Genomic DNA, 24,875 nt, shown 5'->3' with positions numbered 1-24,875 from the left:
GTCTGCCTTCCGTGGGGGTCACTTCTTGGACGTATATGTCGCCCACATGTCGGGGCGTCGTTGTTCTGTCAGGGTTTCTGACTGGGCCTGCCGCCATTTGGCAATTTCGCCATGGTTGCCGGACATGAGAACCGGCGGAATGGGGCGGTCTTTCCATTCGGCGGGGCGGGTGTATTGCGGGTGTTCCAGCAGGCCAGAGGAATGGCTTTCCTCGACCACGCTGTCGGCATTGCCCAAGACACCGGGCAAGAGCCGCACGGTGGCGTCGATCATGGCTTGCGCGGCCAACTCTCCGCCGGTCATGACAAAATCGCCAAGGGAGACTTCGGTGATGCCGTAATGGTCGATCACCCGCTCGTCGACGCCTTCGAAACGGCCACAAAGGATGGTCACGCCGGAGCAGGTGGCCAGATCCTGCGCCATCGCCTGATCAAACCGCCGCCCGCGCGGAGACATATAGAGGATGGGCCAGCGTCCGGCGGCACCGGCCATCGCATCCTCGATTGCGGGGCCGACGACATCGGCGCGCATGACCATACCTGCGCCGCCGCCCGCGGGGGTGTCGTCAACATTTCGGTGTTTGCCTACGCCGTAGCCGCGCAGATCATGGGTGCGCAGCTGCCATGTGCCTTCTTGCAGGGCGCGGCCCGTCAGGCTGGCCCCCAGCACACCGGGGAATAATTCGGGGAAGAGGGTCACGATCTCGGCCCGCCAGACGCCGGCGTAATCGGGCGTGTCCTGCATCAGCTCGCGCGGCTTGAATGTCGGACGGACGGATTGCCGCCCGTGGGAGCGTGAAGGGGTGCTCATGTGATCGCGGCCTGTGTCATGCGGGCCTTTCGTACGGGCTTAGACGTCTTTTGCATCGGGCAGAATGCCCTCGGGCGGGTCGGCGATGATGCGGCCCGTGGCCAGATCGACCGTGGGCACCGCCGCCTTCGTAAAGGGCAGGAACACGGTCTGCGCGCTGCCCGCAAGCTGCGTTTCCAGCAGATCGTCAGCGCCGTGGTTCTGGACGGTCTTGACCTTGCCGATCAGCGTGCCGCCGGTGTCATAGACCTCTAGCCCGATCAGGTCGGTGTGGTAGAATTCATCGTCGGGCAGCGACGGCAGCTGGTCGCGCTGCGCAAACAGCACGGTGCCGCGCAAGGCGTCGGCCTCTTCTTTAGAGGTCACATCAGTGATGCGCGCGACAAAGCCGTTTTTGACCGGACGCACCAGCGCGAGGTTGAAGCTGCGCGTGCCATCCTCGCTAGAGAGCGGGCTGTAGCTTTCGATATCTTCGGGCACCGCGCAGTAGCTTTTGATCCGCAGTTCCCCACGGACACCATATGCGCCAGAGATCGCGCCCACCGAAATTTTATCGCTCACTGCAAAAGCTCCGAGTTTAAGCAAATTGTACCGGTCCATTGACCCTCGCCCGCGCGGCATTCCGATTTCATAAGCGTGCGTTCGAACCAGATGCCGATGGCGACACCGATACCGAGGATGAGAAGAAGGCGCAAAAGACGAAACATTGTCAGCTTCCAATCTGGTCCAGGGGCGGGGCGCAGGGGACCGATGAGAGCGGGCCGCTGCGGCGGGACGTGTCATTTCGTGTACCACGTACATCGGACAGGCTGCACGCGCAAAGATGCGGGCTGTCGGATATACCTGAAATCCCCGGCGCGGCAGGAACCGCGCCGGGGGATGTGCCGATTATTCTTCGGCGGCGTCTTCTGCAGGTGCAGCAGCGGCTTCGGCAGCAGCGGCGGCCTTTGCTGCTTTCTCTTCAACGCGCTCTTGCGCTTTCTTGCCGGGGGTACCCTTCTTGGGGTTGTTCCGCTCGGTTTTCTCTTTCACGCCAGCGGCTTCCAGCATGCGTGCAACACGGTCGGTTGGCTGCGCGCCTTGGCTGATCCAGTATTGAACGCGCTCGACGTCCATTTTCACGCGCTCTTCGCTGTCTTTTGCCAGCAGCGGGTTGTAGGTGCCCAGCTTTTCAATGAAGCGGCCGTCACGTGGCATGCGGCTGTCCGCTGCAACGATGCGGTAGAAGGGGCGCTTTTTGGAACCGCCACGGGCGAGACGAATTTTCATGGACATAGGTAGTTTCCTTTAGTTGAGACTGGGGTCAGGGACGCGCCCGGACCTATGATTGGTGTTGTTTGTGGTGCTGAATGACTTCAGCGATGATGAAGTTCAGAAACTTCTTGGCGAATTCGGGATCGAGGTCAGCCTCTTTCGCCAAATCTTCGAGCCGCTTGATCTGGTTCGCTTCGCGGTCCGGATCAGAGGGGGGAAGGTCGTGTTCGGCTTTGAGTTTCCCCACAGCCTGCGTGTGTTTGAACCGCTCGCCCAGAGTATAGACCAGGATCGCGTCCAGACGGTCGATGGAGGCGCGGTGTTCTTTCAGAACCTCGGCGGCGCGGGTGACGGGATCGGTCATGCGGCGGCTCCTTTCACGGCGAAGGGGAGGGCGCGATGCACGGGCAGGTGTCTCCGGCAGGAGTTTGTCTGGCAAAATGAAGCGCGGATCATTTCTTTTTCCCGAAACCGGAGAGGCCGCCGGGCAGGCCGGCGCCGCCGCCTATTCCGCCCAGACCACCAGGCAGTTTGCCGCCCATCTGTTTGGCCGCGGCTTCCAGTGCTTTGGGGTCCATCTGGGACGGGTCCATGCCGCCGGGCATGCCGCCTTTGCCCATCATGCCCTTCATGGCTTGTTTGAGCATGCCGCCCTTGCCCATTTTGCCCATCTTTTTCATCATGTCGCCCATCTGGCGGTGCATCTTCATGAGCTTGTTCAATTCGGACACTTCCAGACCTGCGCCTTTGGCGATGCGCTTTTTGCGGCTGGCTTGAAGCAGCGCGGGGTTGGCGCGCTCTTTCTTGGTCATGGATTGGATCAGGGCGATCTGGCGTTTGAGGATCTTGTCATCAAAGCCCGCGTCTTCGACCTGTTTCGCCATTTTGCCCATGCCGGGCATCATGCCCATCATGCCTTGCATGCCGCCCATCTTGAGCATCTGTTCAAGCTGCATTTTCAGGTCGTTCATGTTGAACTGACCTTTGGCCATGCGCTTCATCATCTTTTCGGCTTGTTCAGCCTCGATGGTTTCTTGCGCTTTCTCGACCAGGGCGACGATGTCGCCCATGCCAAGGATACGGCCCGCGATGCGGTCGGGTTCGAAGGTTTCCAGCGCGTCCATCTTTTCGCCCAGGCCGACGAATTTGATCGGCTTGCCGGTGACGGCGCGCATCGACAGCGCAGCACCGCCGCGGCCGTCGCCGTCCATACGGGTCAGCACGACGCCCGAGATGCCAATGCGGTCGTTAAAGTTTTCGGCGGTTTGCACGGCGTCCTGGCCGGTGAGACCATCGACGACCAGCAGGGTTTCACGGGGGTTGGCGACATCGCGCACCGCTTCGACCTGGCGCATCAGCTCTTCGTCGATCGACAGGCGGCCCGCGGTGTCGAGCATATAGACGTCGTAGCCGCCCATCGATGCCTGCGTCTTTGCGCGTTTGGCGATCTGGACGGGGTTTTCGCCTTTGACGATGGGCAGTGTATCGACGCCGATCTGCACGCCGAGGATCGCCAGCTGTTCCATCGCCGCAGGGCGGTTCACGTCGAGCGAGGCCATCAGCACGCGCTTGCCGTCGCGGTCTTTCAGACGTTTTGCGAGCTTTGCCGTGGTCGTGGTTTTACCGGAGCCTTGCAGACCGACCATCAGGATCGGGGCGGGGGGGCTGTCGATTTTCAGCGCGCCGGGTTCGCCTTCGCCTTTCAGCGTGTCGATCAGCGCGTCGTGGACGATCTTGACGACTTGCTGGCCCGGGGTGATCGATTTGGTGACGGCCTGACCGGTGGCCTTGTCCTGCACCGCTTTGACGAAATCACGCGCGACGGGCAGGGACACGTCGGCCTCGAGCAGGGCGACGCGGACTTCGCGCAGGGCGGTTTTCACATCCTCTTCCGAGAGGGCACCCTGTTTGGTGAGACGGTCAAAGACGCCGGAGAGGCGTTCGGAAAGATTCTCAAACATGGGCCATGGCCCCCTTCGATCGGTTGCGGTGCCCCTCAGATAGGATGCCCGCGTTGAATACGCAAATGCCCCCACGGGCGTAACACGCTGGTGGGGGGCGATCTCTGGCCGCGCCAGAGACCGGAAGACATGGTGCTTCCGGAGATTGCGGATCGTTTAGGCGAGCGGCGGGTCTGAGTCAACCCGCCGCACCGCCCGAGGATTATGCTGCTTTGAGCGCATCCACAGCTTCGTTCGCGCGGGCGATGGTGCCTTCGGCATCCGTTGCGAGCGCGTCGGCGGCCACGATGGTCACGTCAGTCATGCCCATGAAGCCCAGAACGGCCTTGAGGTAGCCGGTGTTGAAATCCGCCTCGGACCCGGCGGGCACGCCACCGGAGGCCATCGCCACGATCACGCGCTTGCCTTTGACCAGACCTTCGGGGCCGTTTTCGGTATAGCGGAAGGTAACGCCGACACGGGCGACCAGATCGATCCACGCCTTCAGCGACGCGGGCACGCTGAAGTTATAGATGGGCGCGCCGATGACGATTGTGTCGGCGGCCAGAAGCTCTGCGACGAGCTTGTCGGATTCAACCAGCGCTTCGCTTTGCTCGGGCGTGCGGTCTGTCTCGGGGGTGGCACGGGCGATGGCCCATGTTTCGGTGATCTGGGGCAGGGGCTCGAGGGCCAGATCGCGGACGGTTACATCACTGTCGGCCAGTTGCGCGATGATCCGGTCGGTGAGGCCGCGGGTCACAGAGCTGGTGGTGTTTGCAGAGGAATTGATACGCAAGATAGACATGGGAGGATATCCTTTCGTGTTAACTTTCTTCCCTTTACATGACCCTTGCCCGTACGAACGCAACTGGCGAAACTGCGGGTGATGTGTTCAATAATGCACAGTCGGGCAGACGAGGGGCCGAGAATGGACAATTGGGAAGAAATCAAGACGGCCTATCAGGTGGCGCGCATGGGCACCGTCAGTGGCGCGGCCGAGGTTCTGGGGGTCCATCATGCGACGGTGATCCGCCATGTGGATGCGCTGGAACGACGGTTGTCGGTAAAGCTATTCCAACGGCACGCGCGCGGCTACAAAACGACGGAGGCAGGCGAGGATCTGCTGCGTGTGGCCTCTGCCACGGATGACCAGTTCAGCCAGCTTGCCAGTCGCATCAAGGGGCGCGGCGAAGCGGTGTCGGGCGAGCTGGTCGTGACCTCCCTGATGGAGCTTTCAAGATGGATGACCCCTTTGTTGGTCGCGTTCCAGAGGGAAAACCCGGATGTGACCCTGCGCTTTCTGACCGGGGAGCGATTGTTCCGGCTGGAGTATGGCGAGGCGCATATCGCGATCCGCGCGGGGCAGGTGCCCGAGCAGCCGGACAATGTGGTGCAGCCTTTCTATCAGTTCCAGATGGGGCTGTTCGCGCATAAGGACTATATCGCGGCCTTCGGGATGCCGTCGGGGGTCGAGGAGTATGGCAACCATCGGTTTGTCGGCCATGACGACGCGCAGATGCGTGCGCCCTTCTTCAAATGGATGCGCGAGGTGGTGCCGGCACATGCGATCTCCTTTCGCGGTCTCCATGCAGACGCGCTCCGCGTTGCGGTGCTGGAGGCGGCGGGGATCGGGTTTGTCGATCTGATCGAGGGGCGCGCCAACCCCGATCTGGTCGAGGTGCACCCGCATCTGCCGGAATGGGATTCGATGCTGTGGTTGGTCACCCATGTTGATCTGCACCGCACGCCCAAGGTGCAGGCCTTGCTGTCGTACCTGAAAAAAGCCGTCAAGACGGGGCTGTGATGCGATCTGATCTGCAGGGGCATCTGGCGATGCTGGCATTTTCGGCGCTGGTGGCGGGGTCATTTTCGCTTGGGTCGCTGTCGGCCAATCTGATCTCGCCCACGGCGTTGAATGCGGCGCGGTTCGTGATCGCGGGCATGGTGATTGCCGTGGCGGTCGCTGCGACGACAGGTGTGCCGAAAGGGGCCACGCGCGCGCCTTGGCGCTATCTGGTGCTTGGGGGGCTTTTCGCTGTCTATTTCGTGCTGATGTTTGAAGGGTTGAAGACCGCGCGCCCCGTCAGTGCGGCGGCGGTGTTTACGTTGACGCCGGTGATTGCTGCGGGGTTTGGGTGGCTCTTGTTGCGGCAGATCACGACAGGGCGGATGGCGCTGGCGCTGGCCATCGGTGCGGTCGGCGCGCTTTGGGTGATTTTTCGTGCTGATCTGGCCGCGCTGCGGCGGTTCGAGCTCGGGTATGGCGAAGCGGTGTATTTCGTCGGCTGCGTAAGCCATGCGCTTTATACGCCGATGGTGCGCAAGCTGAACCGCGGAGAGCCGGCGGTGGTGTTCACCTTGGGCACGCTGATCGCCGGTGGTGTGTTGCTGTTCATCTATGGCTGGCGCGATGTGATGGGGACGGATTGGACCGCGCTGCCCGCGATTGTCTGGATCACCATCCTCTACGTCGCGATCGCTGCGTCTGCCGCGACTTTTGTATTGCTGCAATTTGCGTCCCTGCGGCTGCCGTCGGCCAAGGTGATGGCCTATACCTATCTGACGCCCAGCTGGGTTATTCTGTGGGAAGTCGCATTGGGCAATGGCGCACCCGGCCCGCTTGTTTTCGGGGGCGTCGGGCTGACGATTGTGGCGCTGTATCTACTGTTGCGGGACGATACCAAAGCGGTTTGATCAAAAGGGCGGGAACCGATCCGACATATCCAGCGTTAAGATCACATAAAGTTTATAAAGGGACTATTCTAATGCGTAGCATTATTTATCTGATCGGTTTGATTGTTGTTGTTCTGGCGATCCTGCGCTTTGCGTTCGGCGTCATTTAATAACATCAAGTTTGGCCCTTCTGTGTAAAACCTCGTCGCAGGAGGGCCAATATTTACCTACTCTTCCAACGTCCCCGGATCATTCTGCGCCGCATCCCCTGACGTTTCGCGTATTTCGGCGGCCAGAAACCTTTCAAAGTCATCAAGATTGATCGGGTCATATTGACCGAAGCCCTGCATCCACACGGACGGGGCCTTTAGGGCTGCCGGCTCGAGCTTGCACCATTTGAGCCGCCCGCGCTTTTCCTGCACGATCAGACCTGCACGTTCCAGCACCGACAGATGTTTCGATATCGCAGCGAGCGAAATGCCGAAGGGGTCGGCGACGTCTGTGACGGCCATATCATCCTCAAGAAGCATCGCCAGAATGGCGCGCCGCGTGGGATCGGCGAGCGCGGCAAAAATCGCGTCGAGCTGTGTGGCGGGCGGTTGGGGCACGGCTGTCTGGATGTCCTTGATGCGCGGGTAGGGGCGGTTCTTATGAGGTAGCGGAAACCACGCTTAACCAAAAGGTTGAATATGATTGCCGCGCGAATTTGCAAGGGGTGCGGGGAGTTTGCACCTGGATATGAACTGCGGCTCAGCGTAAAATCTTTTGATTACAGTCCCTTGGGTGGTCGGCTAACAGAGTTGACTCTGAAGCGGTGTGAAAGTAGCTACTGCGCAACACATCCAATAGGGATTTTGGCGTGACCGATCCGGACCAACAGCAGCGGCTAAAGCAGCTTGAGGCAAAGATCGAAGCGGCCAAACGGGCGCAGGCTCCAAAACCCCGGGCGGATGAACATTATTCCCAGGCATCGCTGGCCTGGCGGATGGTGATCGAACTTTGCGCCGGTCTGGGGATCGGTTTTGGCATCGGATACTCGTTGGATTGGTTCTTAGGAACGCTCCCGATTTTCATGGTGCTGTTTGTAATGCTGGGCCTTGCGGCAGGGGTGAAGACGATGCTCCGCTCCGCGCAGGAAATCCAGGAAAAGAAGATGGCCGATGTGGCCGATGAAGAAAAAGGGCCCTGATATGGCGGCAGAAGCACACGGCGAAGAAACAGGCGGTTTGGCTTTTCACCCGATGGATCAGTTCATCGTCAAGCCATTCTTTGGCGACGGCGCTGTATCCTGGTACACGATCACCAACGCAACAGTCTGGATGGCCGTTGCCGTTCTGGCGATCTTTGCGCTGCTGGTTCTGGGCACCTCCAAACGGTCGGTTATCCCGTCGCGCATGCAGTCGGTCGCTGAACTGGCCTATGGCTTCATCTACAAGATGGTCGAGGATATCTGCGGTAAAGAAGGGGTGAAATACTTCCCCTACATCATGACCCTGTTCATGTTTATCGTCTTCTCGAACTTCCTGGGCCTGCTGCCGATGGCGTTTACCCCGACATCGCATATCTCGGTCACCGCCGTGATGGCCTTTGCCGTGTTCTTTGGTGTGACCATTCTGGGTTTCGTCAAGAACGGCGCATCGTTCCTGAGCCTGTTCTGGGTCAGCAGCGCGCCCCTGGCACTGCGTCCGGTTCTGGCCTTGATCGAGCTGATCTCGTACTTTGTACGTCCGGTCAGCCACTCTATCCGGCTTGCGGGTAACATGATGGCGGGTCACGCCGTGATCAAGGTATTCGCGGGCTTCGCGGCACTTGCTGCCATCGCCCCCTTCTCGGTTCTTGCGATCACGGCGATGTATGGTCTCGAGGTGTTGGTTTCCTTCATCCAGGCATATGTTTTCGCGATCCTCACATGCGTTTATCTGAAAGACGCATTGCACCCGCACCACTAACACCAAGGCGGGATATTCCCGCCTGACCAATCACCAAAATTCCATTGTAAGGAGAAATGACATGGAAGGCGAACTCGCACAAATGGGCCAATTCATTGGCGCAGGTCTGACAGCATTCGGCATGGGTGGCGCAGCCATCGGTGTGGGCAACGTTGCAGGCAACTACCTGGCTGGCGCACTGCGCAACCCATCTGCTGCTGCTGGTCAAACAGCAACTCTGTTCATCGGCATCGCCTTTGCAGAAGCCCTGGGGATCTTCTCGTTCCTCGTCGCTCTGCTGCTGATGTTCGCTGTCTAAGCTTAAGACACCTACGTCCTTACGCTTCGGGCAGTGCGCTATGGCGCGCTGCCCGAAAGACTTCCACGCTTTAACAGGAGCCCGCTATGGCGACGGAACCGATTACTAGGGAAATCGCTGGCACATGTGTCAACGAATTTGGCAGCGCCATTGGTATGCCACAGCTTTGCATTGATTGGTTCGGCAACCAGATTTTCTGGCTTATCGTCGCTCTGGTCGCAATTTACTTTATTCTGTCGCGCGTTGCCCTGCCACGCATCGGCGCTGTTCTGGCGGAGCGCCAGGGCACCATCACCAATGACATCGCCGCCGCCGAAGACCTGAAGGTCAAAGCGACCGAGGCAGAAGCCGCTTACGACAAAGCCTTGATCGACGCCCGTGCAGAAGCACAGCAGATCATCGCCGCCGCGAAAGCCGACATTCAGGCCGATCTGGACAAGGCGATTGCCAAGGCAGACGCCGAGATCGCCGCAAAATCCGCCGAGTCCGAAAAAGCGATCAGTGAAATCCGCGCCTCCGCGATGGAGAACGTTGAAGCTGTCGCCAAAGACACAGCCGAGGCAATCGTCGCCGCCGTCGGTGGCTCTGCTGACGCGAAAACAATTTCCGCGGCCGTCGATGCCCGGATGAAAGGATAAGCCATGCGTTTGACCTTCTCAGCCCTCATCGCCGGTCTGGTTGCCTCCCCTGCTTTTGCAGCTGGTGACGTGTTCTTTTCGCTGCGCAATACGGACTTTATCGTCCTGCTGGCTTTCCTGCTTTTCGTCGGTGTTTTGATCTATTTCAAAGTGCCAAAGATGATGGGCAGCATGCTCGACAGCCGCGCCGAAGGCATCAAGTCCGAACTGGACGAAGCCCGTGCGCTGCGTGAAGAAGCGCAGACGCTTCTTGCCAGCTACGAACGCAAGCAGCAGGAAGTGAAAGAGCAAGCGGACCGTATCGTTACATCGGCCAAGGCCGAAGCGAACGAAGCCGCGGATCAGGCACGTGCCGACCTGGAGAAATCCATCGCGCGCCGTATGGCCGCCGCGGAAGAGCAGATCGACTCCGCTCAGGCTGCTGCCGTTAAAGAAGTCCGCGATCAAGCTGTTGTTGTGGCCATTGCTGCTGCCAAGGATGTTATCGCCAAGAAGATGACAGCCGCAGAAGGCAATGCATTGATCGACAGTGCAATTGCAGAAGTCGACACAAAGCTTCACTAAGTTTTAACGAACTGACTTTAAAAGGCCTCGGTATTGACCGGGGCCTTTTTACGTTGGGCTAGGTGTTTGTCTCGTGTTGAAGACGTTGTCGCGCGACATCTTCGTTACGCTCGGCCTTTTGATGATCGCGCAGGGCGTTCTCGACATAGGTCAGATGCGCCTCTACCGCGGCTTGTGCTGCGGCGGGATCACGTGCCTGTAATGCGTCGTTGATGGCGCGGTGTTGATCCAGCAGGGCGGTGCGCGTTGTGCTCTGTTTGAACATGACTTCGCGATTGTAGAACACGCCGCCACGCAGCAGATCATACATCGACCGCATCATATGCAGCATGACGACGTTATGGCTCGCCTCTGTGATCGCCATATGAAACTGCGCGTCCAGTTGCGCTTCGTCATCTGCGTTACGCTTCTGGTGTGCGGCTTCCATCTTGTCGAAAACCGCCTGAATGACCCCAAGGTCGGTGTCAGAACCAAGCCGCGCGGCCCGTTCGGCTGCCAGCCCTTCCATGTCGCGGCGGAACGAAAGATAGTCGAACACGGCTTCGTCGTGACGTGCAAAAAGCTCTGTCAGGGCAGGGGAGAACGCGCTGCCGAGCACATCGGCGACATAGACCCCGGCGCCGGGCTTTGCGGTCAGCAATCCGCTGGCCTGAAGCTGGGCAATAGCATCCCGAAGCGAGGGGCGCGAAACGGCCAGACGCTCTGCCAGCTCCCGCTCTGCGGGTAGCCGTTCGCCGGGCCGCAGAATGCCACGCAGGATTAACTGTTCTACCTGTCTTACGACAGCGGCTGACAGTTTTTCGGAGGTGATAGGCTGAAAGGGCATCGGCGTTTCCTTGGATTGGTCAAATTATATGACCGGAGGGGCGGGGCGGCAACGCGATTGTTTTCTGCACAATGTTGGACCGCATTAACACTTGCTTAGGGTGCCGCGCGTTAGATGGGCATATGATGAGAGATACGCGATTCCTTACCGTCTTGCTGTGCGCCTTGGTGATGGTGTTTGCCACGGGCTGCAACATGCCGAGTGCGCATTTCAGCGGCCTGCCTGCAACTGCCATAACGGTGGACGGTTCTGACTTTGACGTCCGCGTTAACGGCAATCAGGCTGAAGCGATACGCACCAATATGGAATACGCCCCCCGCTTCGGCCCAATCCGCGACCGTGCGGCGCGGGCGATGGCGCAGGTCAGCGGGTGCGAGGTCACGCATGTCGCGGGGGATCAAGCGCTTGCCGTCGGGAAGCTGGACTGCGGATGAGGGGCAGAACCATCAAACAACCATAGGGAAAGGGAAACGCGATAACAGACATAGAATAACAATATCTTGTGGATAAGGCGGCTACTTCCCGCTCTACCTAGCGGGGTCGCGTTGACTCTAAACCCGATGATCCGCAATTCTGGCTATCCATAAGAATCAGGCGGGCACGAACATTGCGGTTTTCCAAACTCAGGCTGACAGGCTTTAAAAGCTTTGTAGACCCCACTGATCTGATCATCTCGGATGGTCTAACCGGCGTTGTTGGCCCGAATGGGTGTGGCAAGTCCAACCTGCTTGAAGCGCTCCGTTGGGTGATGGGCGAAAACCGTCCGACCGCTATGCGCGGTGGCGGTATGGAAGATGTGATTTTCGCCGGCGCGTCCTCTCGTCCGGCCAAGAACTTCGCCGAAGTCGCGTTGCATATCGACAACTCCGAACGTCTCGCGCCGGCTGGGTTTAACGACGGTGATAGCATCGAAATCATCCGGCGGATCACCCGTGATGTCGGTAGCGCCTATAAAGCGGCTGGAAAGGATGTGCGCGCGCGCGATGTGCAAATGCTGTTTGCCGACGCATCAACGGGAGCCCATTCGCCAGCGTTGGTACGCCAAGGCCAGATTTCGGAACTGATCAACGCCAAACCGAAGAACCGGCGCCGTATTCTTGAAGAAGCCGCGGGTATTTCGGGGCTTTATGCCCGCCGTCACGAAGCTGAACTGAAGTTGAATGGTACCGAAGCCAACCTTGCGCGCGTCGACGATGTGGTTGAACAGCTTGCTGGTCAGCTTTCGCAATTGGCGCGCCAGGCCCGTCAGGCTGCGCGTTATCGCGATATCGGGGATGCCCTGCGCCGGACCGAAGGGGTGCTGCTGTATCGGCGCTGGCGCGTGGCCGAGGATGCGCGTCAAACGACGGCCGAAGCGCTGCGCAGCCAGATGGCCACCGCCGCCGAGGCGGAAAAAGCCGTACGTCAGGCCACTGTAGCACGGCAAAAAGCCGAAGAGGCTTTGCCGCCCCTGCGTGAGGAAGAAGCGATCGCGGCCGCTATCGTGCAGCGGCTTGGCGTGCAGCGCGATACCTTGAGCGATCAGGAAAACCGCGCCCGGGCCGCGATTGACGCCTTGACCAAACGCATCGCGCAGTTGACCCGTGATCTGGACCGCGAAGGTGAGTTAAACCGCGACGCCGAAGAAACGATCACGCGGTTGGAGCGGGAAGAACGTGACCTGTCGGATGCGGGCGAGGGCCATGAAGCCGCGGTCGCGGAAGCGGCAGAGCGCGCGAAAGAGGCCGCCGGCGTGCTCGAAAAACAGGAAGCGGATCTGTCGAAGCTGACCGAGGATGTCGCCCGTTTGGTCGCGCGTCACAGCTCTGCCGAACGCTTGCTGAACGATCACCGCAAAACGCTTCAACGATCGGAAGCGGAAGCGGATAAAGCGCGTGCCGCCGTCGCGCAGAGTGCCGCCGCACTAGAGAAGGCAAACGCCGATTTCAGCGCCGCCCAAGCTGCAGAGACGCAGGCGCATGCGGCCTCTGTCGCTGCCGAGGAAGCCTTGCAAAAGGCGGAGGACGACCGCGCTGCCACCCAAAGTCGCGAAGCAGATGCCCGTGCCGAACGGTCAGAGGCCGAGGGCGAACTGAACGCCATTCGCGCCGAAGCAGGCGCGCTGGCGAAGCTGGTAGAGCGTGACACCGCCGAGGGTGGTCAAATTCTGGACCGCCTGCAGGTCGAACACGGGTTTGAAAAAGCGCTTGGTGCTGCCCTGGCCGATGATCTGCGCGCCCCGGATGTCGAGGCCGACGGACCCTCGGGGTGGGCATATTTACCTGCCTATTCAACGGTCCAGCCTCTACCCGAGGGGATCACCCCGCTGACGGCGCATGTCTCGGTGCCCGACGTTCTGAACCGCCGGATGAGCCAGATTGGTCTGGTCGACGCGGACGACGGCACGCGGCTTCAACCGCTGCTGCTGCCGGGCCAGCGTCTCGTTTCGCCAGAGGGCGATTTGTGGCGGTGGGATGGTTTCCGGGCGTGGGCGGAGGATGCGCCCTCTGCCGCCGCGCTTCGTTTGCAACAAATTAACCGTTTAGAGGTACTCAAGCAGGGGTTAGAGCAAACGAATCAACGGGCAGAGGCTGCGCGTGATGCACATGAAACATTGCAAAAGCTTCTGCTTGCTCAGGCAGAGGCAGACAAAAATGCGCGGGCGCTGCGGCGCGATGCGGACCGTGCTGTTGCCGATGCAGGACGGGCCCTAAGCCGGGCTGAGGCGGATCGGAACCTGGCGGAGAGCCGGTTGGACAGTTTGGGATTGGCCGTCGCCCGCCACGAGGAAGAGGCGATCGTGGGTCGACGTTTGGTGTCGGAGGCAGAGAATGCGATTGCCGCACTTGACGACGTATCAAGTGCCCGCGCCTATGTGGAGTTGTTGCGAAAGACCGTTGAAGGCGCGCGCATTGCGATGATGACGAGGCGTTCTGCGCTGGACGAACTGCGTCGCGAGGGCACCGCGCGCGAGAGACGTGTCCAGGATGTCGCCAAGGAGTTGGGCGGCTGGCGGAACCGCCTGGACACGGCGGGTAAACGCAGCGCCGAGCTTCTTGAGCGTAAAGAAGCGTCCGAAAGAGAGTTGACCGAAGCGAGCTCTGCCCCCGGAGAGATCGCGGCGAAACGTGAAGAGTTGACGGGCGCAATTTCTGCGGCAGAGACCCGCAAGCAGACGGCCAGCGCAGAGTTGTCTACCGGGGAAGCCGATTTGCGCGATACGACATTGGCTGAGCGTGACGCAGAGCGCTTGGCGTCGGAGGCGCGCGAGGCGCGGGCGCGGGCAAAGGCGCGCGCGGATGCGGCGAAGGAAACGGTGGCCCTTGCCGCAGAGCGCATTGATGAAGAACGTGACACGACCCCCGAAGCGCTGGCAGAAACACTTGAGATCAACGCTGATGAGATGTCAGATGTCGAGGTTCTTGAAAACCAGCTGAGCCGTTTGAAGGGGCAGCGCGAAGCCTTGGGTGCTGTGAACTTGCGTGCCGAGGAAGACGCGAAAGAGGTTCAGGCGGAACACGACACTTTGGTTGGTGAAAAGGCGGATTTGACCGAGGCGATCCGGACATTGCGCAGCGGTATCGCGAGCCTGAACAAAGAAGGCCGTGAACGCTTGCTGACCGCATTCGAAGAGGTGAACAGCAATTTCTCTATGCTGTTTAAACATCTTTTTAACGGTGGTGAGGCCAACCTTGTGATGGTCGAATCGGACGATCCTCTGGAGGCGGGGTTGGAGATTATGTGCCAGCCGCCGGGCAAAAAGCTTAGCACGCTTAGCCTATTGTCGGGGGGCGAACAGACCTTGACCGCGATGGCGCTGATTTTTGCAGTGTTCCTTGCGAACCCTGCGCCAATTTGTGTGTTGGACGAGGTTGACGCGCCTTTGGATGATGCGAATGTGACGCGCTTTTGTGACCTGTTGGACGAGATGTGCCGACAGACTGACACGCGCTTTTTGATCATCACGCACCATGCAGTCACAATGGCGCGAATGGATCGGCTGTTCGGCGTCACCATGGCGGAACAGGGCGTCAGCCAGCTGGTCTCTGTCGATTTGAAGAAGGCAGAGACGCTGGTGGCCTAACGCTCGTGTCCCTAATCGCGCCCATGTGGGGCGGTGAAATCGACCGTCGGGTTAATCGGGATGATCTGATGCGGGTTCACCGTGGTCTGACTGAAATGGTAGTGCCGAACAATGTGATCAAAATGCACGGTCTCGGCGATATCAGCGTGTTGATAAAGCTGCCGCGTATAGGCCCAAAGGTTCGGGTAATCGGTAAGGCGCTTATGGTTGCACTTGAAATGGGTGTGATACACGAGGTCAAAGCGCGCGAGGGTTGTGAACAGCCGCCAGTCGGCCTCGGTCAACTTGTCGCCGGCGAGAAAACGGTTGTTTTCGAGGATGCTCTCGAGCCACGCCAGACTGTCAAAAAGCGGATGAACCGCGTCGTCATAGGCATCTTGAGACGTCGCGAACCCGGCTTTATAGACGCCATTGTTAACGGTCTCGTAAACGCGTTCGTTGATGTCGGCGATTTGTTCGCGCAGGTCAGTCGGCCAATAATCATCAGTATTGCCGGTGATTTCATTAAACGCATTGTTGAACATGCGAATGATCTCGGCCAATTCGTTCGATACGATCGTGTTTTGCGCCTTGTCCCAAAGCACAGGCACCGTGACGCGGCCTGTGAAATTTGGATCGGCTTTGATATAAATGTCACGCAAAAAGTTGCTGCCAAAGAGGGTGTCTCCGGTCGCGCCTTCGAAATCTGTTGCGAAAGTCCAGCCGTCTTCCATCATGTCGGGGTGTACGACCGACACGCTGATATGGTCGGTAAGGTCTTTCAGCGCGCGGAAAATCAGCGCGCGATGAGCCCAAGGGCAGGCATAGCTGACGTAGAGGTGAAACCGCCCTGATTGTGCCTGAAAGCCTGATTTTCCTGACGGGCCCGCGCTGCCGTCCGCTGTGACCCAGTTGCGAAATTTGGAGGTGGAGCGTTCAAACTTACCTCCGGTAAACTCCGTATCGTACCATTTATCGCGCCATTCTCCGTCGATCAGCAGTCCCATACATCACTCCTTTACTTGTTTCTGTTCAAGGTAAGTTCAGACGGGCGAAAGGCCATAGCACGCGACGCACAGAGGGGCTGCGTTGATGCACGTCGAATAAATTCTTGGGGCGCACTTGATTTTGAATCCCAGCACGTCACGCTTCATGTTGGAAGCCTTTGGAGGGAGGAAGCTGTGGAAGCCATATTGCCGAAAGACATTCAGGCCGGGCTGGATGCCGCACGGGTCGATAGCCTGCGAAAATCGTCGCGTTTGCGGGTACACGCGGACGGGGTGGAGCATAAGGTCCTGCGTTATTGGGACACCGGCTTCTCGCTTGATGCGCAGACGGCACCGCAGTTGCGCGGTCGGGTCGATTTATTCGATGGCGCGGCTCATCTGTTTCAATGTTTGATCGTCGCGGTAGAGCAAGAGGGCGGCGAAATGCTGTTTGATTTCAAACGCGCGACCCGTGTCGCGAAGTCTGCGGCGTTGGATTTCGAACGGGCTGCAGATGCGCCGGCGGGTTTGATCACCGTCGACGCACCGCATTGATTTTATTGCAGGTCTTTGAACGCCTCGCGCAGACGGTTGCAGGCTTCTTCAACCCGGGCGCGCGGGGTGGCGATGTTGAACCGCAGGAAGCTTTCCCCGCCCTTGCCAAAAGTTGGCCCGTGGTTCGCAGCGATCCCAGCGGAGTTTTCGACCCGTTGGGTGAACTCTGATCTGTCCATTCCGGTCCCGCTGAAATCGACCCAAGCAAGGTAGGTTGATTGAAGCGGCATGGATTGCAGCCCGGGAATGTCCTGAATCGCAGCGTCAAAGATCTGCCGGTTGCCGTCCAGATAGCTGACCAGATCATCAACCCATGCGGCCCCTTCCGGCGAATAGGCTGCGGTCGCCATAAACAGACCGAAGGAGTTTGGCGAAAGCCCCATCGCTGCAATGCGTGCCGCAAAGGTTTCGCGGAGCTTCGGATCGGGGATGATCACGTTGCCGGAGTGGGAACCGGCAATGTTAAAGGTTTTGGTTGTCGCAGTCATCATGACCAACCGATCAGCCACGCCATCGATAAGGGCCATTGGGATGTGCGTATGACCAGGCATCACCAGATCATGGTGAATTTCGTCCGAGACGAGGACAAGGTCATGACGTTTGGCAAAGGCTGCGACTTGCTCCAACTCTGACTTGGACCAAACACGCCCGCCCGGGTTATGGGGGGAACAGAACACCAGCATCGTCTCGTTGCCCGTCATTTGCGCGTCATAGGCATCAAAATCGAGCGTATACTGGCCGTCTTCTATCGCCATTTCGCATTCGACCACCTGCCGCCCTGCGGCGGAGATCACACGCGCAAAGGCGTGGTAAACCGGTGTGAACAGGACAACTCCGTCCCCGGGCTTGGTGAAGGCGTCTACGCACATCGCAGTTCCGTTAACCAAGCCGTGCGTGGTGAAAATCCACTCGGGTGCGACTTTCCAGCCGTGTCGATGCTCCATCCACCATTGGATGGCACCCAGATATTTGCTGTCATCGCCGAAATAGCCATAGACGCCATGGTCCAACATATCTTGCAGCGCGGTTTGAACCACCTGAGGCGGGCGGAAATCCATATCCGCAACCCACATGGCAATGCCCGTATCCGCGGGGACGCCGTAGATCGGCTCCATCTTGTCCCATTTCGCGCAATGGGTGCCACGCCGGTCGATGATTTCGTCAAAGCTCATGGGGTTCTCCTGTCAGATTTGGCCGACACGCTAAACCTAATCGACCAGACCGCAAGCCCCGAGGTTGCAGCGGCGCAGGTGTTGGCCTAAATCAACCAAATGATACGCAATATTTTACTACACCCTGACCCGCGGCTGAAAAAGCCATGCGCCCCCGTGACCGATATGACGAACGAGTTGCGCAGCTTGGCTGATGATATGCTCGCCACGATGTATGACGCACCGGGGATCGGTCTTGCGGCCCCCCAGATCGGGGTGATGCACCGCTTGATCGTCATGGATTGCGTAAAAGAAGAGGGGGAGACGCCGCGACCGCTGGTGATGTTCAACCCCGAAATCATCGCGGCCTCGGACGCGCTGAACACCTATGAAGAAGGGTGTTTGTCGATCCCCGAGCAGTTTGCCGATGTGACGCGCCCCGCAGATGTGGACGTGCGCTGGATCGATATCGACGGGAACGAGCAGACCGAGACCTTTACCAAACTATGGGCGACCTGCGTGCAGCACGAGATCGACCATCTGGATGGCAAGCTTTTTATCGATTATCTGAAACCGATGAAACGGCAGATGATCACGCGCAAAATGACCAAGCTGAAACGCGAGCTGGCGCGCGGATGAGCGTGTTGGACATCGTGACCTGGCCTGACGCGCGGCTGACAGCTGTGTGCGCGCCCGTCGCCACGCGCACGCCCGAGATCGACCAGCTGATCGCTGACATGTTCGAGACGATGTATGCCGCGCCCGGTCGCGGGTTGGCGGCCCCGCAAGTTGGCCGGACCGAGCGTATTTTCGTTTTCGATGCGGGCTGGAAGGAAGGCACCCCGACGCCTGTCGCCTGTATCAATCCGCAGATCGTCAGCCTGTCTGACACCCGCGCGATTGGCGAAGAGGGATGTTTGTCGATCCCCGGCGTGCCAATGGATATTGCCCGCGCGACCGAGGTTACCTTGCGGTGGACGGATGCTGATGGCACCCACGAACGAAAGTTTACCGGCGCAGAGGCCGTGATCGTGCAGCATGAATATGACCACCTTGATGGCATCGTCATTTACGACCGTGTCGCGCAGGAGCAAAGCCAATGACCGTTCGTCGCATTCTTCCGTGGCCGCACGCTTGTTTGCTGACACCCGCCGCCCAAGTGGCAGAAATCCATGATGAAATTCGTGCGCTCTGGGACGACATGATCGACACGATGGACGCGATGCCGGGGGTCGGGCTGGCCGCACCGCAGATCGGGGTGTCGCTGCAGGTCGCCGTTGTCGATGCCTCGCAAGCGCGGGATAAACGGATCCGTTTGGCAAACCCTGTCGTCATCGACGCTTCGGCGATCATGAATGACTACGAAGAGGCGAGCCCGAATTTGCCCGGAATATCGGCCAAGATCCGGCGTCCACGCGGTGTGAAAGTGCAGTATCTTGACGAGCAGGGCGCGACAGTGACGCGCGATTTCGTCGGGTTGGAGGCGACCAGCGTGCAGCATCAGATCGACCATCTTGCCGGAAAAATGTTTGTCGACAATCTGAGTAAAACGCGCCGTGATATGCTGCTGCGCAAGGCGCGCAAATACAAGGGCTGATTGCCTCTACGGTTTGAAGGGAAGTGTTCGATGCGTGTTATCTTTATGGGCACACCTGATTTTTCAGTGCCAGTGTTGGATGCGTTGGTCTTGGCCGGCCACGAAATCGCCGCCGTCTATTGCCAGCCGCCGCGCCCTGCAGGGCGAGGCAAAAAGGACCGCCCCAGCCCGGTGCAGCAACGGGCAGAGGCTTTGGGGTTGCTGGTACGTCACCCCGTTTCGTTGAAAACCGCCGAAGCGCAGGCGGAGTTTGCAGGGCTCGAAGCGGATGTCGCTGTTGTTGTGGCCTATGGTCTGATTTTGCCCCAAGCCGTACTGGATGCGCCGAAATCCGGGTGTCTGAATATCCACGCGAGTTTGTTGCCCCGATGGCGGGGTGCCGCGCCGATCCATCGGGCGATCATGGCGGGCGACGTTGAAACGGGTGTGTGCATCATGCAGATGGAGGCGGGGTTGGATACAGGACCCGTGCTGTTGCGCGCAGCGACGCCGATCCGCACCACCGAGACGACGATCGAACTGCATGACCGACTAAGCGCCATGGGCGCAGAGTTGATCGTGGAAGCACTTCGGGAACTGCCTGACTTGCAACCAGAACCGCAGCCCGAAGAGGGCGTGACCTATGCCAGTAAAATTGACAAGGCCGAGGCGCGCATCGATTGGTCGCGCCCCGCAACAGAGGTGGACCGGCAAATCAGGGGATTGTCGCCGTTTCCTGGTGCATGGTTCGATCTGGACGGCACGCGGGTAAAGGTGCTGGCCTCGAAGCTTGCCGAGGGCGAGGGTGCAGCGGGCGAGGTTCTGGATGATACTTTGCGCGTCGGTTGCGGGAAGGGTGCGGTTCAACTGATCCGCTTGCAACGTGCGGGGAAAGCGGCGCAAGATGCGCAGACATTCCAGCGTGGTGCGCAGATTGCTGCGGGCACAGTTCTAAGCAAAGGGTAAATCATGCTTCCGACGCTTATTGGCACGGTTGTGATCGCGGGGCTTGTCGGCTTTTTCGCCGAAAAGTCAGGCTTTACCCGCAACGGCTATCTTGCCTCGATCATCATCTGCGTTGGCGGCGCTTTTCTGTTTTATTTCGTGCGGTTGATGTTCGGCTTCGGGTTTAACTCGGCTGGCATGAACGCCATCGCGTCCTCTATCGGGGCGCTGATCATCGTGCCGTTTCACTGGCGTCGAAAGTAACGTTACACCCGCGGCGGGCGGCTTTTGTACACGGGTAGGTGCCACCCGAAATACAGCGATCCGGCACGCAAAATCCACGTCATACAGGCACCGGCAAACAGCGCCAGCGCATCATCGCCCAGAATGCTACGGATGATGACAGCGGTTGCGGCACCCGCGAAAGCGGCAGTCACATAAAGTTCGCCCTGTTGCAGAACAAGCGGCACTTCCCCCACGACAACATCGCGCATCAACCCGCCCATGCAGCCGGTGATCATCCCCATCAGCACCACGACCACAGCGGATTGATCAAGCGAGATTGCCACGCCTGTCCCCGCAGCAACCGCCACGGCGAGCGCCACAGAATCGAGCCATAGCAGCGCGCGATAGCGGCTTTCGAGAAGATGTGCGGTAAAGAAAACCACCATTGCGGCAGTGACGCCCACGGCGAGATGGGTGGGGTTCGCAATCCAGAAAATCGGGTTTCGATCCAGCAACAGGTCGCGCAGTGTGCCGCCGCCCAAGGCCGTGAGACAGGCGATAAAGGCGAAGCCTACAAGGTCAAGTTGGGCGCGGCTGGCGACCAGCGCCCCCGTAATCGCAAAGACCAGAACGGAGGCATATTCCAGCAGGGTGATCAGGCTCATTTGGTTTTGAACGGGGCCATGCCCGCCCGCGCCAGTTCATCCGCGCGCTCGTTCTCGGGGTGGCCCGCGTGGCCTTTGACCCATTCCCAGGTGACCTGATGCCGCGCATTTGCCGCATCCAGCCGCTGCCAAAGCTCCGCGTTTTTGACGGGCTTTTTAGCGGCATTCTTCCAGCCGTTTTTCTTCCAGCCGTAGATCCAGCCGGTGATGCCATTTTTGACATAGTTGCTGTCGGTGACGATTGTGATCTCGGTCGGGCGGGCCAGCGCTTCGAGCGCGCTGATGGCGGCCATCAGTTCCATCCGGTTGTTGGTGGTGGCGGGTTCGCCGCCTTTCAACTCGCGCTCCTTAACGATCTTGTCGCCATCCATCGCCCGCATCAGGGCACCCCAGCCACCGGGGCCGGGATTGCCGGAACAGGCACCATCAGTATATGCAATCAGCTTGGTCATGGGGCTGCCTTATCCAGTCTGGCGTGGGGGCGTCCAGCCTAATTTGCGCCCCGCCCGCAAGTTTCGCTGCTACAGAAAGACGCCCACAGCCAGACACGCCAGCACGACGGCGGTCAGAAGCGTGCGCAGCTTTAGCCACCAGCGCGGCGCAAGACGCCAGTGCCAGAAGGCGGCATCAAGAACCAGTAGACCCGCAAAACCGAACATCAGGTTCAGCCCCGCACCCACGGGGCCGCCGCTTGTCATGAAGAACGCCCAAAGCGCCGGGATCACGGCGAGGATATAGCCGGCCGTCGCCTTCGCCCCGCTGGTCTTGGTTGCGAATCCCCATAGCACGCCGGACATGAAGGAAAGAATAACTGTGCCGTAGAACAGCTGGATATATGGCCCGACAAAACGGCCGCCGAACGTCGCCGCCCCCCAGTTCGCTAAAGGATCGACCAGCCCGGTCAAGGCCCCCCAGATAAAGGGAGTAAGCCCGGCAAGGCCAAGCCAAAGCGGCGCGCGGGGGATGCCGGTCATGCGGGTACCCGCAGCACACGGGGGACTTTGAATTCCACATTCTCTACCGCGGTTTCGACCATTTCGGTGGTTACATCGTATCGGTCTTTGAACGCGCCAATGACCTCGTTGATAAGCTGTTCGGGGGCCGAGGCACCGGCGGTGATCCCGATGCTTTTGATCCCCTCGAGGCTGCGCCAGTCGATGTCCGTCGCGCGCTGCACCAGTTGGGCGTAATCGCAGCCCGCACGCGATCCGACCTCGACCAGTCGGCGGGAGTTCGATGAGTTTGGCGCGCCTACAACAAGCATCGCATCACACTTCGGTGCCATTGCCTTCACCGCTTCTTGCCGGTTGGTCGTGGCGTAGCAGATGTCTTCTTTGTGCGGCCCGATGATCTGCGGGAAACGTTTGTTCAGGGCGGCGACAATCTCGGCTGTGTCATCAACGCTTAGCGTTGTCTGGGTGACATAGGCCAGCTTGGTCGGGTCGCGCACCTCGACGGTTTCGACATCGGCGGGCGTTTCAACCAGCAAAACCTCGCCCGGGGGGAGCTGCCCCATGGTGCCAATGGTTTCGGGATGGCCCGCGTGGCCGATCATGATCATCTGCAGCCCCGCGTCGGCGTGGCGTTGCGCCTCGATATGCACCTTGGAGACAAGCGGGCAGGTCGCGTCAACATAGACCATATTGCGTGCCTCGGCCTTGGCGGGAACGGCTTTCGGTACGCCGTGCGCCGAGAAGATCACGGGCCGGTCATCGGGGCATTCCGACAGTTCCTCGACAAAGATCGCACCCCGTTCGCGCAGCCCGTCGACGACGAATTTATTGTGCACGATCTCGTGGCGCACATAAACCGGCGCGCCCCATTTCTCGATGGCCATTTCGACGATCTTGATCGCGCGGTCGACGCCCGCACAGAACCCGCGTGGTGCGGCAAGATACAGGGTCAAAGGCGGTTTGGTCATCACACTCTCCTTGGGCATGGGCCATAGGTAAGGGTTGCGCGGCGCATCGTCCAGACCAGCGGCGGCACAGTCTGATGCTTCAAATGCGCGCGCACGTATTGCGGGGGCATGAGGGATGCGGAGATTTAGGCGCGCCGTCGCGGGTTATTCGTCAGATGTTTCACGTGGAGGCCGGCCAATAACGTCGCGCAGGTCTTCGAGTTCGATAAAGTTGTCCACTTGGCGGCGCAGTTCGTCCGAGATCATGGGCGGTTGGCTGCGGATCGTGCTGACAACAGAGACGCGCACGCCCTGGCGTTGAAGGCTTTCGACCAACGGGCGGAAATCGCCGTCACCGGAGAAGATCACGATGTGGTCAAGATGTGGCGCAAGCTCCATCGCGTCGACCGCAAGCTCGATATCCATGTTCCCTTTGACCTTCCGGCGGCCCATGCTGTCGGTGTATTCCTTGGCCGGTTTGGTCACCATGGAGAACCCGTTATAGTTCAGCCAGTCGACCAGCGGGCGTATGGGAGAGTATTCGTCATTTTCCAGCAAAGCGGTGTAATAAAAGGCACGCAGCAGTTTGCCGCGGCGCATGAACTCCTGCCGCAGTAGCTTGTAATCAATGTCAAAACCCAGGTTCTTGGCCGCTGCGTAAAGGTTGGAGCCGTCTATGAATAAAGCGAGCCGTTCGTCCTTGTAGAACATGAAGTGCCTTCCTAATACACGTCGTTCGGAAATTTGCGTCGTGTAGAGCCGCTATAAAACGAAATGTTTCAAATTTAGTTTCCGACTATGAATACAATACTAACTAAGGTTTTTTCGAGAGGCAGCAAGTGAAGACATTGGCCATCCCTGACCCCAAGGGGGGTGAAATCGGCAAGTGCACGCTGATCGCCCTCGGGAGCAATCAATCATCAGTTGCGGGAGGGCCGGCAGAAACTCTGCGACGGGCCCTTGATATTATGGTTGGTATGGGCGTGCGGGTTGTCGCTCTTAGCCCGTTTTACTCAACCTATGCGTTTCCTGCAGGGTCAGGTCCGAATTTCGTAAATACAACCGCTAGTATAAGGGTAGAAGGGGAGCCGGATCAAGTTTTAGCTATTCTTCATGCCGTCGAAGCAGAGCTTGGGCGCGAGCGGCAAAGCCGTTGGGCCCCTCGGACGGTCGATCTGGATCTGATCGCGATGGGGGATGTAGTGTTGCCGGATGTACAGACCCAGACCGATTGGCGGGAGATTCCGCTTGAACAGCAAATGGCCAAAGCGCCTGACCAGCTGATCCTGCCGCACCCGCGGCTTCAGGATCGTGCCTTTGTTTTGGTGCCGCTGGCGGACATCGCGCCGGACTGGCGTCATCCCCTGATCGGCAAAACCGTTCGCGAGATGTTGAATGACCTGCCAGAGGCAGATAAAAAGGGGGTATGGCCGCTGGAATAAGCCCTTGTAAATTCCGCCGATGGCTTCTAAATAGTCGGCTTCTTGCAGCATTCATGATTGGAGCATCCCCATGGCCCGCGTCACTGTCGAAGATTGTGTAGATAAAGTGCCAAACCGGTTCGAGCTTGTCATGCTTGCCGCGCATCGTGCGCGTGAAATTGCGGCTGGTTCTACGGTTACTGTTGATCGCGATAACGATAAAAACCCTGTCGTTTCCCTGCGCGAGATTGCGGATGAAACCCAATCGGCCGACGAGCTGCGCGAGCGTCTGATCGAAAGCAACCAGAACCAGATCGAGGTTGATGAACCCGAAGAGGACGCAATGGCGCTTCTTATGGGGGCTGAGCAAGACAAGCCCGAAGAGGACAGCATGTCCGAAGAAATGCTGCTGCGGCAGTTGATGGCGGCACAAGGGCAGGGCTAAGGCCCGCGCCCT

Annotated in this window: 32 protein-coding genes; 17 read left to right on the top strand and 15 right to left on the bottom strand. The window is 59.2% G+C overall.

Translation table 11 applies throughout. From position 1 onward, the window contains the following. Positions 1 to 18: 18 nt before the first annotated feature. The 6 genes from trmD to SJY36_RS13420 form a co-directional block, all read right to left on the bottom strand. Complete coding sequence (gene trmD, locus SJY36_RS13445) at positions 19 to 810, bottom strand: tRNA (guanosine(37)-N1)-methyltransferase TrmD (RefSeq protein ID WP_037941238.1); 792 nt, start codon at positions 808 to 810, stop codon at positions 19 to 21. Between the two features lie 39 nt (positions 811 to 849). Further along, positions 850 to 1,371 (bottom strand): ribosome maturation factor RimM, encoded by a 522-nt coding sequence (gene rimM, locus SJY36_RS13440; RefSeq protein WP_005849988.1) that lies wholly within the window; start codon positions 1,369 to 1,371, stop codon positions 850 to 852. 327 nt (positions 1,372 to 1,698) lie between these two features. Beyond that, the gene (rpsP, locus tag SJY36_RS13435; protein WP_005849986.1) at positions 1,699 to 2,085 is read right to left on the bottom strand and encodes a 30S ribosomal protein S16; all 387 of its coding nucleotides are present in this window, start codon (positions 2,083 to 2,085) and stop codon (positions 1,699 to 1,701) included. A 46-nt stretch (positions 2,086 to 2,131) separates the two neighbouring features. Next, complete coding sequence (locus SJY36_RS13430; protein ID WP_005849985.1) at positions 2,132 to 2,428, bottom strand: chorismate mutase; 297 nt, start codon at positions 2,426 to 2,428, stop codon at positions 2,132 to 2,134. A gap of 88 nt (positions 2,429 to 2,516) precedes the next feature. Next, positions 2,517 to 4,025, bottom strand: coding sequence for a signal recognition particle protein (gene ffh / locus SJY36_RS13425; protein ID WP_386175766.1), 1,509 nt, complete (start codon positions 4,023 to 4,025; stop codon positions 2,517 to 2,519). 202 nt (positions 4,026 to 4,227) lie between these two features. Beyond that, positions 4,228 to 4,809: an FMN-dependent NADH-azoreductase gene (locus SJY36_RS13420; protein WP_386175763.1), complete on the bottom strand. Its 582-nt coding sequence runs from the start codon at positions 4,807 to 4,809 to the stop codon at positions 4,228 to 4,230. 123 nt (positions 4,810 to 4,932) lie between these two features. On the opposite strand from SJY36_RS13420, the gene SJY36_RS13415 reads away from it, so the two are divergent. Together SJY36_RS13415 and SJY36_RS13410 are read left to right on the top strand one after the other, a co-directional pair. Then, positions 4,933 to 5,808: a LysR family transcriptional regulator gene (locus SJY36_RS13415; protein ID WP_386175760.1), complete on the top strand. Its 876-nt coding sequence runs from the start codon at positions 4,933 to 4,935 to the stop codon at positions 5,806 to 5,808. Beyond that, entirely contained in the window at positions 5,808 to 6,698 is an 891-nt protein-coding gene (locus SJY36_RS13410; RefSeq protein WP_386175758.1) for a DMT family transporter, read from the top strand. Before SJY36_RS13415 ends, SJY36_RS13410 begins: the two co-directional genes overlap by 1 nt. 206 nt (positions 6,699 to 6,904) lie before the next feature. Here SJY36_RS13410 and SJY36_RS13405 read toward each other — a convergent pair whose 3' ends face one another. Then, positions 6,905 to 7,285 (bottom strand): helix-turn-helix transcriptional regulator, encoded by a 381-nt coding sequence (locus tag SJY36_RS13405; RefSeq protein ID WP_074637233.1) that lies wholly within the window; start codon positions 7,283 to 7,285, stop codon positions 6,905 to 6,907. Between the two features lie 251 nt (positions 7,286 to 7,536). Here SJY36_RS13405 and SJY36_RS13400 point away from each other — a divergent pair, with 251 nt between their 5' ends. From SJY36_RS13400 to SJY36_RS13380, 5 genes are all read left to right on the top strand, one after another. Beyond that, entirely contained in the window at positions 7,537 to 7,866 is a 330-nt protein-coding gene (locus SJY36_RS13400) for an AtpZ/AtpI family protein (protein WP_005849975.1), read from the top strand. A gap of 1 nt (position 7,867) precedes the next feature. Continuing rightward, complete coding sequence (locus SJY36_RS13395; RefSeq protein WP_237277710.1) at positions 7,868 to 8,626, top strand: F0F1 ATP synthase subunit A; 759 nt, start codon at positions 7,868 to 7,870, stop codon at positions 8,624 to 8,626. A gap of 61 nt (positions 8,627 to 8,687) precedes the next feature. Further along, positions 8,688 to 8,924 (top strand): F0F1 ATP synthase subunit C, encoded by a 237-nt coding sequence (locus SJY36_RS13390; protein WP_005849971.1) that lies wholly within the window; start codon positions 8,688 to 8,690, stop codon positions 8,922 to 8,924. Positions 8,925 to 9,010: 86 nt separating this feature from the next. Next, the gene (locus SJY36_RS13385) at positions 9,011 to 9,562 is read left to right on the top strand and encodes a F0F1 ATP synthase subunit B' (protein WP_005849969.1); all 552 of its coding nucleotides are present in this window, start codon (positions 9,011 to 9,013) and stop codon (positions 9,560 to 9,562) included. A 3-nt stretch (positions 9,563 to 9,565) separates the two neighbouring features. Beyond that, positions 9,566 to 10,126 (top strand): F0F1 ATP synthase subunit B, encoded by a 561-nt coding sequence (locus SJY36_RS13380; protein WP_037941252.1) that lies wholly within the window; start codon positions 9,566 to 9,568, stop codon positions 10,124 to 10,126. Between the two features lie 58 nt (positions 10,127 to 10,184). Here SJY36_RS13380 and SJY36_RS13375 read toward each other — a convergent pair whose 3' ends face one another. Further along, on the bottom strand, positions 10,185 to 10,952 hold the full coding sequence (locus tag SJY36_RS13375) for an FCD domain-containing protein (protein ID WP_386175755.1): 768 nt from the start codon (positions 10,950 to 10,952) through the stop codon (positions 10,185 to 10,187). Between the two features lie 125 nt (positions 10,953 to 11,077). Between SJY36_RS13375 and SJY36_RS13370 the strand changes: the two genes are divergently transcribed. Together SJY36_RS13370 and smc are read left to right on the top strand one after the other, a co-directional pair. Then, entirely contained in the window at positions 11,078 to 11,386 is a 309-nt protein-coding gene (locus SJY36_RS13370) for a hypothetical protein (protein ID WP_342580160.1), read from the top strand. Between the two features lie 173 nt (positions 11,387 to 11,559). Further along, positions 11,560 to 15,015, top strand: a complete 3,456-nt coding sequence (gene smc, locus SJY36_RS13365; protein ID WP_386175751.1) for a chromosome segregation protein SMC — start codon at positions 11,560 to 11,562, stop codon at positions 15,013 to 15,015. 11 nt (positions 15,016 to 15,026) lie between these two features. On the opposite strand, the gene SJY36_RS13360 is transcribed toward smc, so the two are convergent. Further along, positions 15,027 to 16,001 (bottom strand): glutathione S-transferase family protein, encoded by a 975-nt coding sequence (locus SJY36_RS13360; protein ID WP_386175748.1) that lies wholly within the window; start codon positions 15,999 to 16,001, stop codon positions 15,027 to 15,029. Positions 16,002 to 16,175: 174 nt separating this feature from the next. Between SJY36_RS13360 and SJY36_RS13355 the strand changes: the two genes are divergently transcribed. Then, the gene (locus SJY36_RS13355; RefSeq protein WP_005849957.1) at positions 16,176 to 16,535 is read left to right on the top strand and encodes a hypothetical protein; all 360 of its coding nucleotides are present in this window, start codon (positions 16,176 to 16,178) and stop codon (positions 16,533 to 16,535) included. A 2-nt stretch (positions 16,536 to 16,537) separates the two neighbouring features. Here the strand turns inward: SJY36_RS13355 and SJY36_RS13350 are convergent, their stop codons facing one another. Continuing rightward, positions 16,538 to 17,707: a MalY/PatB family protein gene (locus SJY36_RS13350; RefSeq protein ID WP_386175744.1), complete on the bottom strand. Its 1,170-nt coding sequence runs from the start codon at positions 17,705 to 17,707 to the stop codon at positions 16,538 to 16,540. A gap of 99 nt (positions 17,708 to 17,806) precedes the next feature. On the opposite strand from SJY36_RS13350, the gene def (SJY36_RS13345) reads away from it, so the two are divergent. The 5 genes from def (SJY36_RS13345) to SJY36_RS13325 are packed head-to-tail and all read left to right on the top strand — an operon-like array spanning position 17,807 to position 20,471. Beyond that, positions 17,807 to 18,325 (top strand): peptide deformylase, encoded by a 519-nt coding sequence (gene def / locus SJY36_RS13345; RefSeq protein ID WP_386175741.1) that lies wholly within the window; start codon positions 17,807 to 17,809, stop codon positions 18,323 to 18,325. Further along, positions 18,322 to 18,789, top strand: a complete 468-nt coding sequence (def, locus tag SJY36_RS13340) for a peptide deformylase (protein ID WP_005849953.1) — start codon at positions 18,322 to 18,324, stop codon at positions 18,787 to 18,789. The genes def (SJY36_RS13345) and def (SJY36_RS13340) overlap by 4 nt, the downstream gene beginning before the upstream one ends. Then, complete coding sequence (gene def / locus SJY36_RS13335; protein WP_386175737.1) at positions 18,786 to 19,283, top strand: peptide deformylase; 498 nt, start codon at positions 18,786 to 18,788, stop codon at positions 19,281 to 19,283. The genes def (SJY36_RS13340) and def (SJY36_RS13335) overlap by 4 nt, the downstream gene beginning before the upstream one ends. Before the next feature lie 30 nt (positions 19,284 to 19,313). After that, positions 19,314 to 20,228, top strand: a complete 915-nt coding sequence (fmt, locus tag SJY36_RS13330; protein WP_386175734.1) for a methionyl-tRNA formyltransferase — start codon at positions 19,314 to 19,316, stop codon at positions 20,226 to 20,228. 3 nt (positions 20,229 to 20,231) lie between these two features. Continuing rightward, positions 20,232 to 20,471, top strand: a complete 240-nt coding sequence (locus SJY36_RS13325; protein WP_005849950.1) for a hypothetical protein — start codon at positions 20,232 to 20,234, stop codon at positions 20,469 to 20,471. 2 nt (positions 20,472 to 20,473) lie between these two features. Here SJY36_RS13325 and SJY36_RS13320 read toward each other — a convergent pair whose 3' ends face one another. The 5 genes from SJY36_RS13320 to SJY36_RS13300 form a co-directional block, all read right to left on the bottom strand. Next, positions 20,474 to 21,097, bottom strand: coding sequence for a trimeric intracellular cation channel family protein (locus tag SJY36_RS13320; RefSeq protein WP_009825341.1), 624 nt, complete (start codon positions 21,095 to 21,097; stop codon positions 20,474 to 20,476). Next, positions 21,094 to 21,549 (bottom strand): ribonuclease HI, encoded by a 456-nt coding sequence (rnhA, locus tag SJY36_RS13315; RefSeq protein WP_005849948.1) that lies wholly within the window; start codon positions 21,547 to 21,549, stop codon positions 21,094 to 21,096. Before rnhA ends, SJY36_RS13320 begins: the two co-directional genes overlap by 4 nt. A gap of 69 nt (positions 21,550 to 21,618) precedes the next feature. Next, on the bottom strand, positions 21,619 to 22,071 hold the full coding sequence (locus SJY36_RS13310) for a DUF3429 domain-containing protein (protein ID WP_005849947.1): 453 nt from the start codon (positions 22,069 to 22,071) through the stop codon (positions 21,619 to 21,621). Beyond that, a complete protein-coding gene (gene ispH / locus SJY36_RS13305) occupies positions 22,068 to 23,018 on the bottom strand; it encodes a 4-hydroxy-3-methylbut-2-enyl diphosphate reductase (protein ID WP_386175730.1) in 951 nt (316 codons plus the stop codon). The genes SJY36_RS13310 and ispH overlap by 4 nt, the downstream gene beginning before the upstream one ends. A gap of 144 nt (positions 23,019 to 23,162) precedes the next feature. Further along, complete coding sequence (locus SJY36_RS13300; RefSeq protein WP_005849944.1) at positions 23,163 to 23,708, bottom strand: NYN domain-containing protein; 546 nt, start codon at positions 23,706 to 23,708, stop codon at positions 23,163 to 23,165. A gap of 128 nt (positions 23,709 to 23,836) precedes the next feature. Here SJY36_RS13300 and folK point away from each other — a divergent pair, with 128 nt between their 5' ends. Further along, entirely contained in the window at positions 23,837 to 24,439 is a 603-nt protein-coding gene (gene folK / locus SJY36_RS13295) for a 2-amino-4-hydroxy-6-hydroxymethyldihydropteridine diphosphokinase (RefSeq protein ID WP_386175728.1), read from the top strand. 70 nt (positions 24,440 to 24,509) lie between these two features. Beyond that, positions 24,510 to 24,863: a DNA-directed RNA polymerase subunit omega gene (gene rpoZ, locus SJY36_RS13290; RefSeq protein WP_005849941.1), complete on the top strand. Its 354-nt coding sequence runs from the start codon at positions 24,510 to 24,512 to the stop codon at positions 24,861 to 24,863. The last annotated feature ends 12 nt before the right edge of the window (positions 24,864 to 24,875 follow it).

Origin of the sequence: Sulfitobacter sp. R86518 (assembly GCF_042466275.1) — a bacterium.
Classification (GTDB): domain Bacteria; phylum Pseudomonadota; class Alphaproteobacteria; order Rhodobacterales; family Rhodobacteraceae; genus Sulfitobacter; species Sulfitobacter pontiacus.
This window is presented reverse-complemented; position numbering and strand designations above follow the sequence as displayed.

What these genes read in the sequence shown, in the direction of transcription:
- trmD (WP_037941238.1), bottom strand. Translation starts at nt 810, where the DNA reads ATGAGCACCCCTTCACGCTCCCACGGGCGGCAATCCGTCCGTCCGACA.
- rpsP (WP_005849986.1), bottom strand. Translation starts at nt 2,085, where the DNA reads ATGTCCATGAAAATTCGTCTCGCCCGTGGCGGTTCCAAAAAGCGCCCC.
- SJY36_RS13430 (WP_005849985.1), bottom strand. Translation starts at nt 2,428, where the DNA reads ATGACCGATCCCGTCACCCGCGCCGCCGAGGTTCTGAAAGAACACCGC.
- ffh (WP_386175766.1), bottom strand. Translation starts at nt 4,025, where the DNA reads ATGTTTGAGAATCTTTCCGAACGCCTCTCCGGCGTCTTTGACCGTCTC.
- SJY36_RS13420 (WP_386175763.1), bottom strand. Translation starts at nt 4,809, where the DNA reads ATGTCTATCTTGCGTATCAATTCCTCTGCAAACACCACCAGCTCTGTG.
- SJY36_RS13415 (WP_386175760.1), top strand. Translation starts at nt 4,933, where the DNA reads ATGGACAATTGGGAAGAAATCAAGACGGCCTATCAGGTGGCGCGCATG.
- SJY36_RS13410 (WP_386175758.1), top strand. Translation starts at nt 5,808, where the DNA reads ATGCGATCTGATCTGCAGGGGCATCTGGCGATGCTGGCATTTTCGGCG.
- SJY36_RS13395 (WP_237277710.1), top strand. Translation starts at nt 7,868, where the DNA reads ATGGCGGCAGAAGCACACGGCGAAGAAACAGGCGGTTTGGCTTTTCAC.
- SJY36_RS13390 (WP_005849971.1), top strand. Translation starts at nt 8,688, where the DNA reads ATGGAAGGCGAACTCGCACAAATGGGCCAATTCATTGGCGCAGGTCTG.
- SJY36_RS13385 (WP_005849969.1), top strand. Translation starts at nt 9,011, where the DNA reads ATGGCGACGGAACCGATTACTAGGGAAATCGCTGGCACATGTGTCAAC.
- SJY36_RS13380 (WP_037941252.1), top strand. Translation starts at nt 9,566, where the DNA reads ATGCGTTTGACCTTCTCAGCCCTCATCGCCGGTCTGGTTGCCTCCCCT.
- SJY36_RS13375 (WP_386175755.1), bottom strand. Translation starts at nt 10,952, where the DNA reads ATGCCCTTTCAGCCTATCACCTCCGAAAAACTGTCAGCCGCTGTCGTA.
- SJY36_RS13370 (WP_342580160.1), top strand. Translation starts at nt 11,078, where the DNA reads ATGAGAGATACGCGATTCCTTACCGTCTTGCTGTGCGCCTTGGTGATG.
- SJY36_RS13360 (WP_386175748.1), bottom strand. Translation starts at nt 16,001, where the DNA reads ATGGGACTGCTGATCGACGGAGAATGGCGCGATAAATGGTACGATACG.
- SJY36_RS13350 (WP_386175744.1), bottom strand. Translation starts at nt 17,707, where the DNA reads ATGAGCTTTGACGAAATCATCGACCGGCGTGGCACCCATTGCGCGAAA.
- def (WP_386175741.1), top strand. Translation starts at nt 17,807, where the DNA reads ATGATACGCAATATTTTACTACACCCTGACCCGCGGCTGAAAAAGCCA.
- def (WP_005849953.1), top strand. Translation starts at nt 18,322, where the DNA reads ATGAGCGTGTTGGACATCGTGACCTGGCCTGACGCGCGGCTGACAGCT.
- def (WP_386175737.1), top strand. Translation starts at nt 18,786, where the DNA reads ATGACCGTTCGTCGCATTCTTCCGTGGCCGCACGCTTGTTTGCTGACA.
- fmt (WP_386175734.1), top strand. Translation starts at nt 19,314, where the DNA reads ATGCGTGTTATCTTTATGGGCACACCTGATTTTTCAGTGCCAGTGTTG.
- SJY36_RS13325 (WP_005849950.1), top strand. Translation starts at nt 20,232, where the DNA reads ATGCTTCCGACGCTTATTGGCACGGTTGTGATCGCGGGGCTTGTCGGC.
- SJY36_RS13320 (WP_009825341.1), bottom strand. Translation starts at nt 21,097, where the DNA reads ATGAGCCTGATCACCCTGCTGGAATATGCCTCCGTTCTGGTCTTTGCG.
- rnhA (WP_005849948.1), bottom strand. Translation starts at nt 21,549, where the DNA reads ATGACCAAGCTGATTGCATATACTGATGGTGCCTGTTCCGGCAATCCC.
- SJY36_RS13310 (WP_005849947.1), bottom strand. Translation starts at nt 22,071, where the DNA reads ATGACCGGCATCCCCCGCGCGCCGCTTTGGCTTGGCCTTGCCGGGCTT.
- ispH (WP_386175730.1), bottom strand. Translation starts at nt 23,018, where the DNA reads ATGACCAAACCGCCTTTGACCCTGTATCTTGCCGCACCACGCGGGTTC.
- SJY36_RS13300 (WP_005849944.1), bottom strand. Translation starts at nt 23,708, where the DNA reads ATGTTCTACAAGGACGAACGGCTCGCTTTATTCATAGACGGCTCCAAC.
- rpoZ (WP_005849941.1), top strand. Translation starts at nt 24,510, where the DNA reads ATGGCCCGCGTCACTGTCGAAGATTGTGTAGATAAAGTGCCAAACCGG.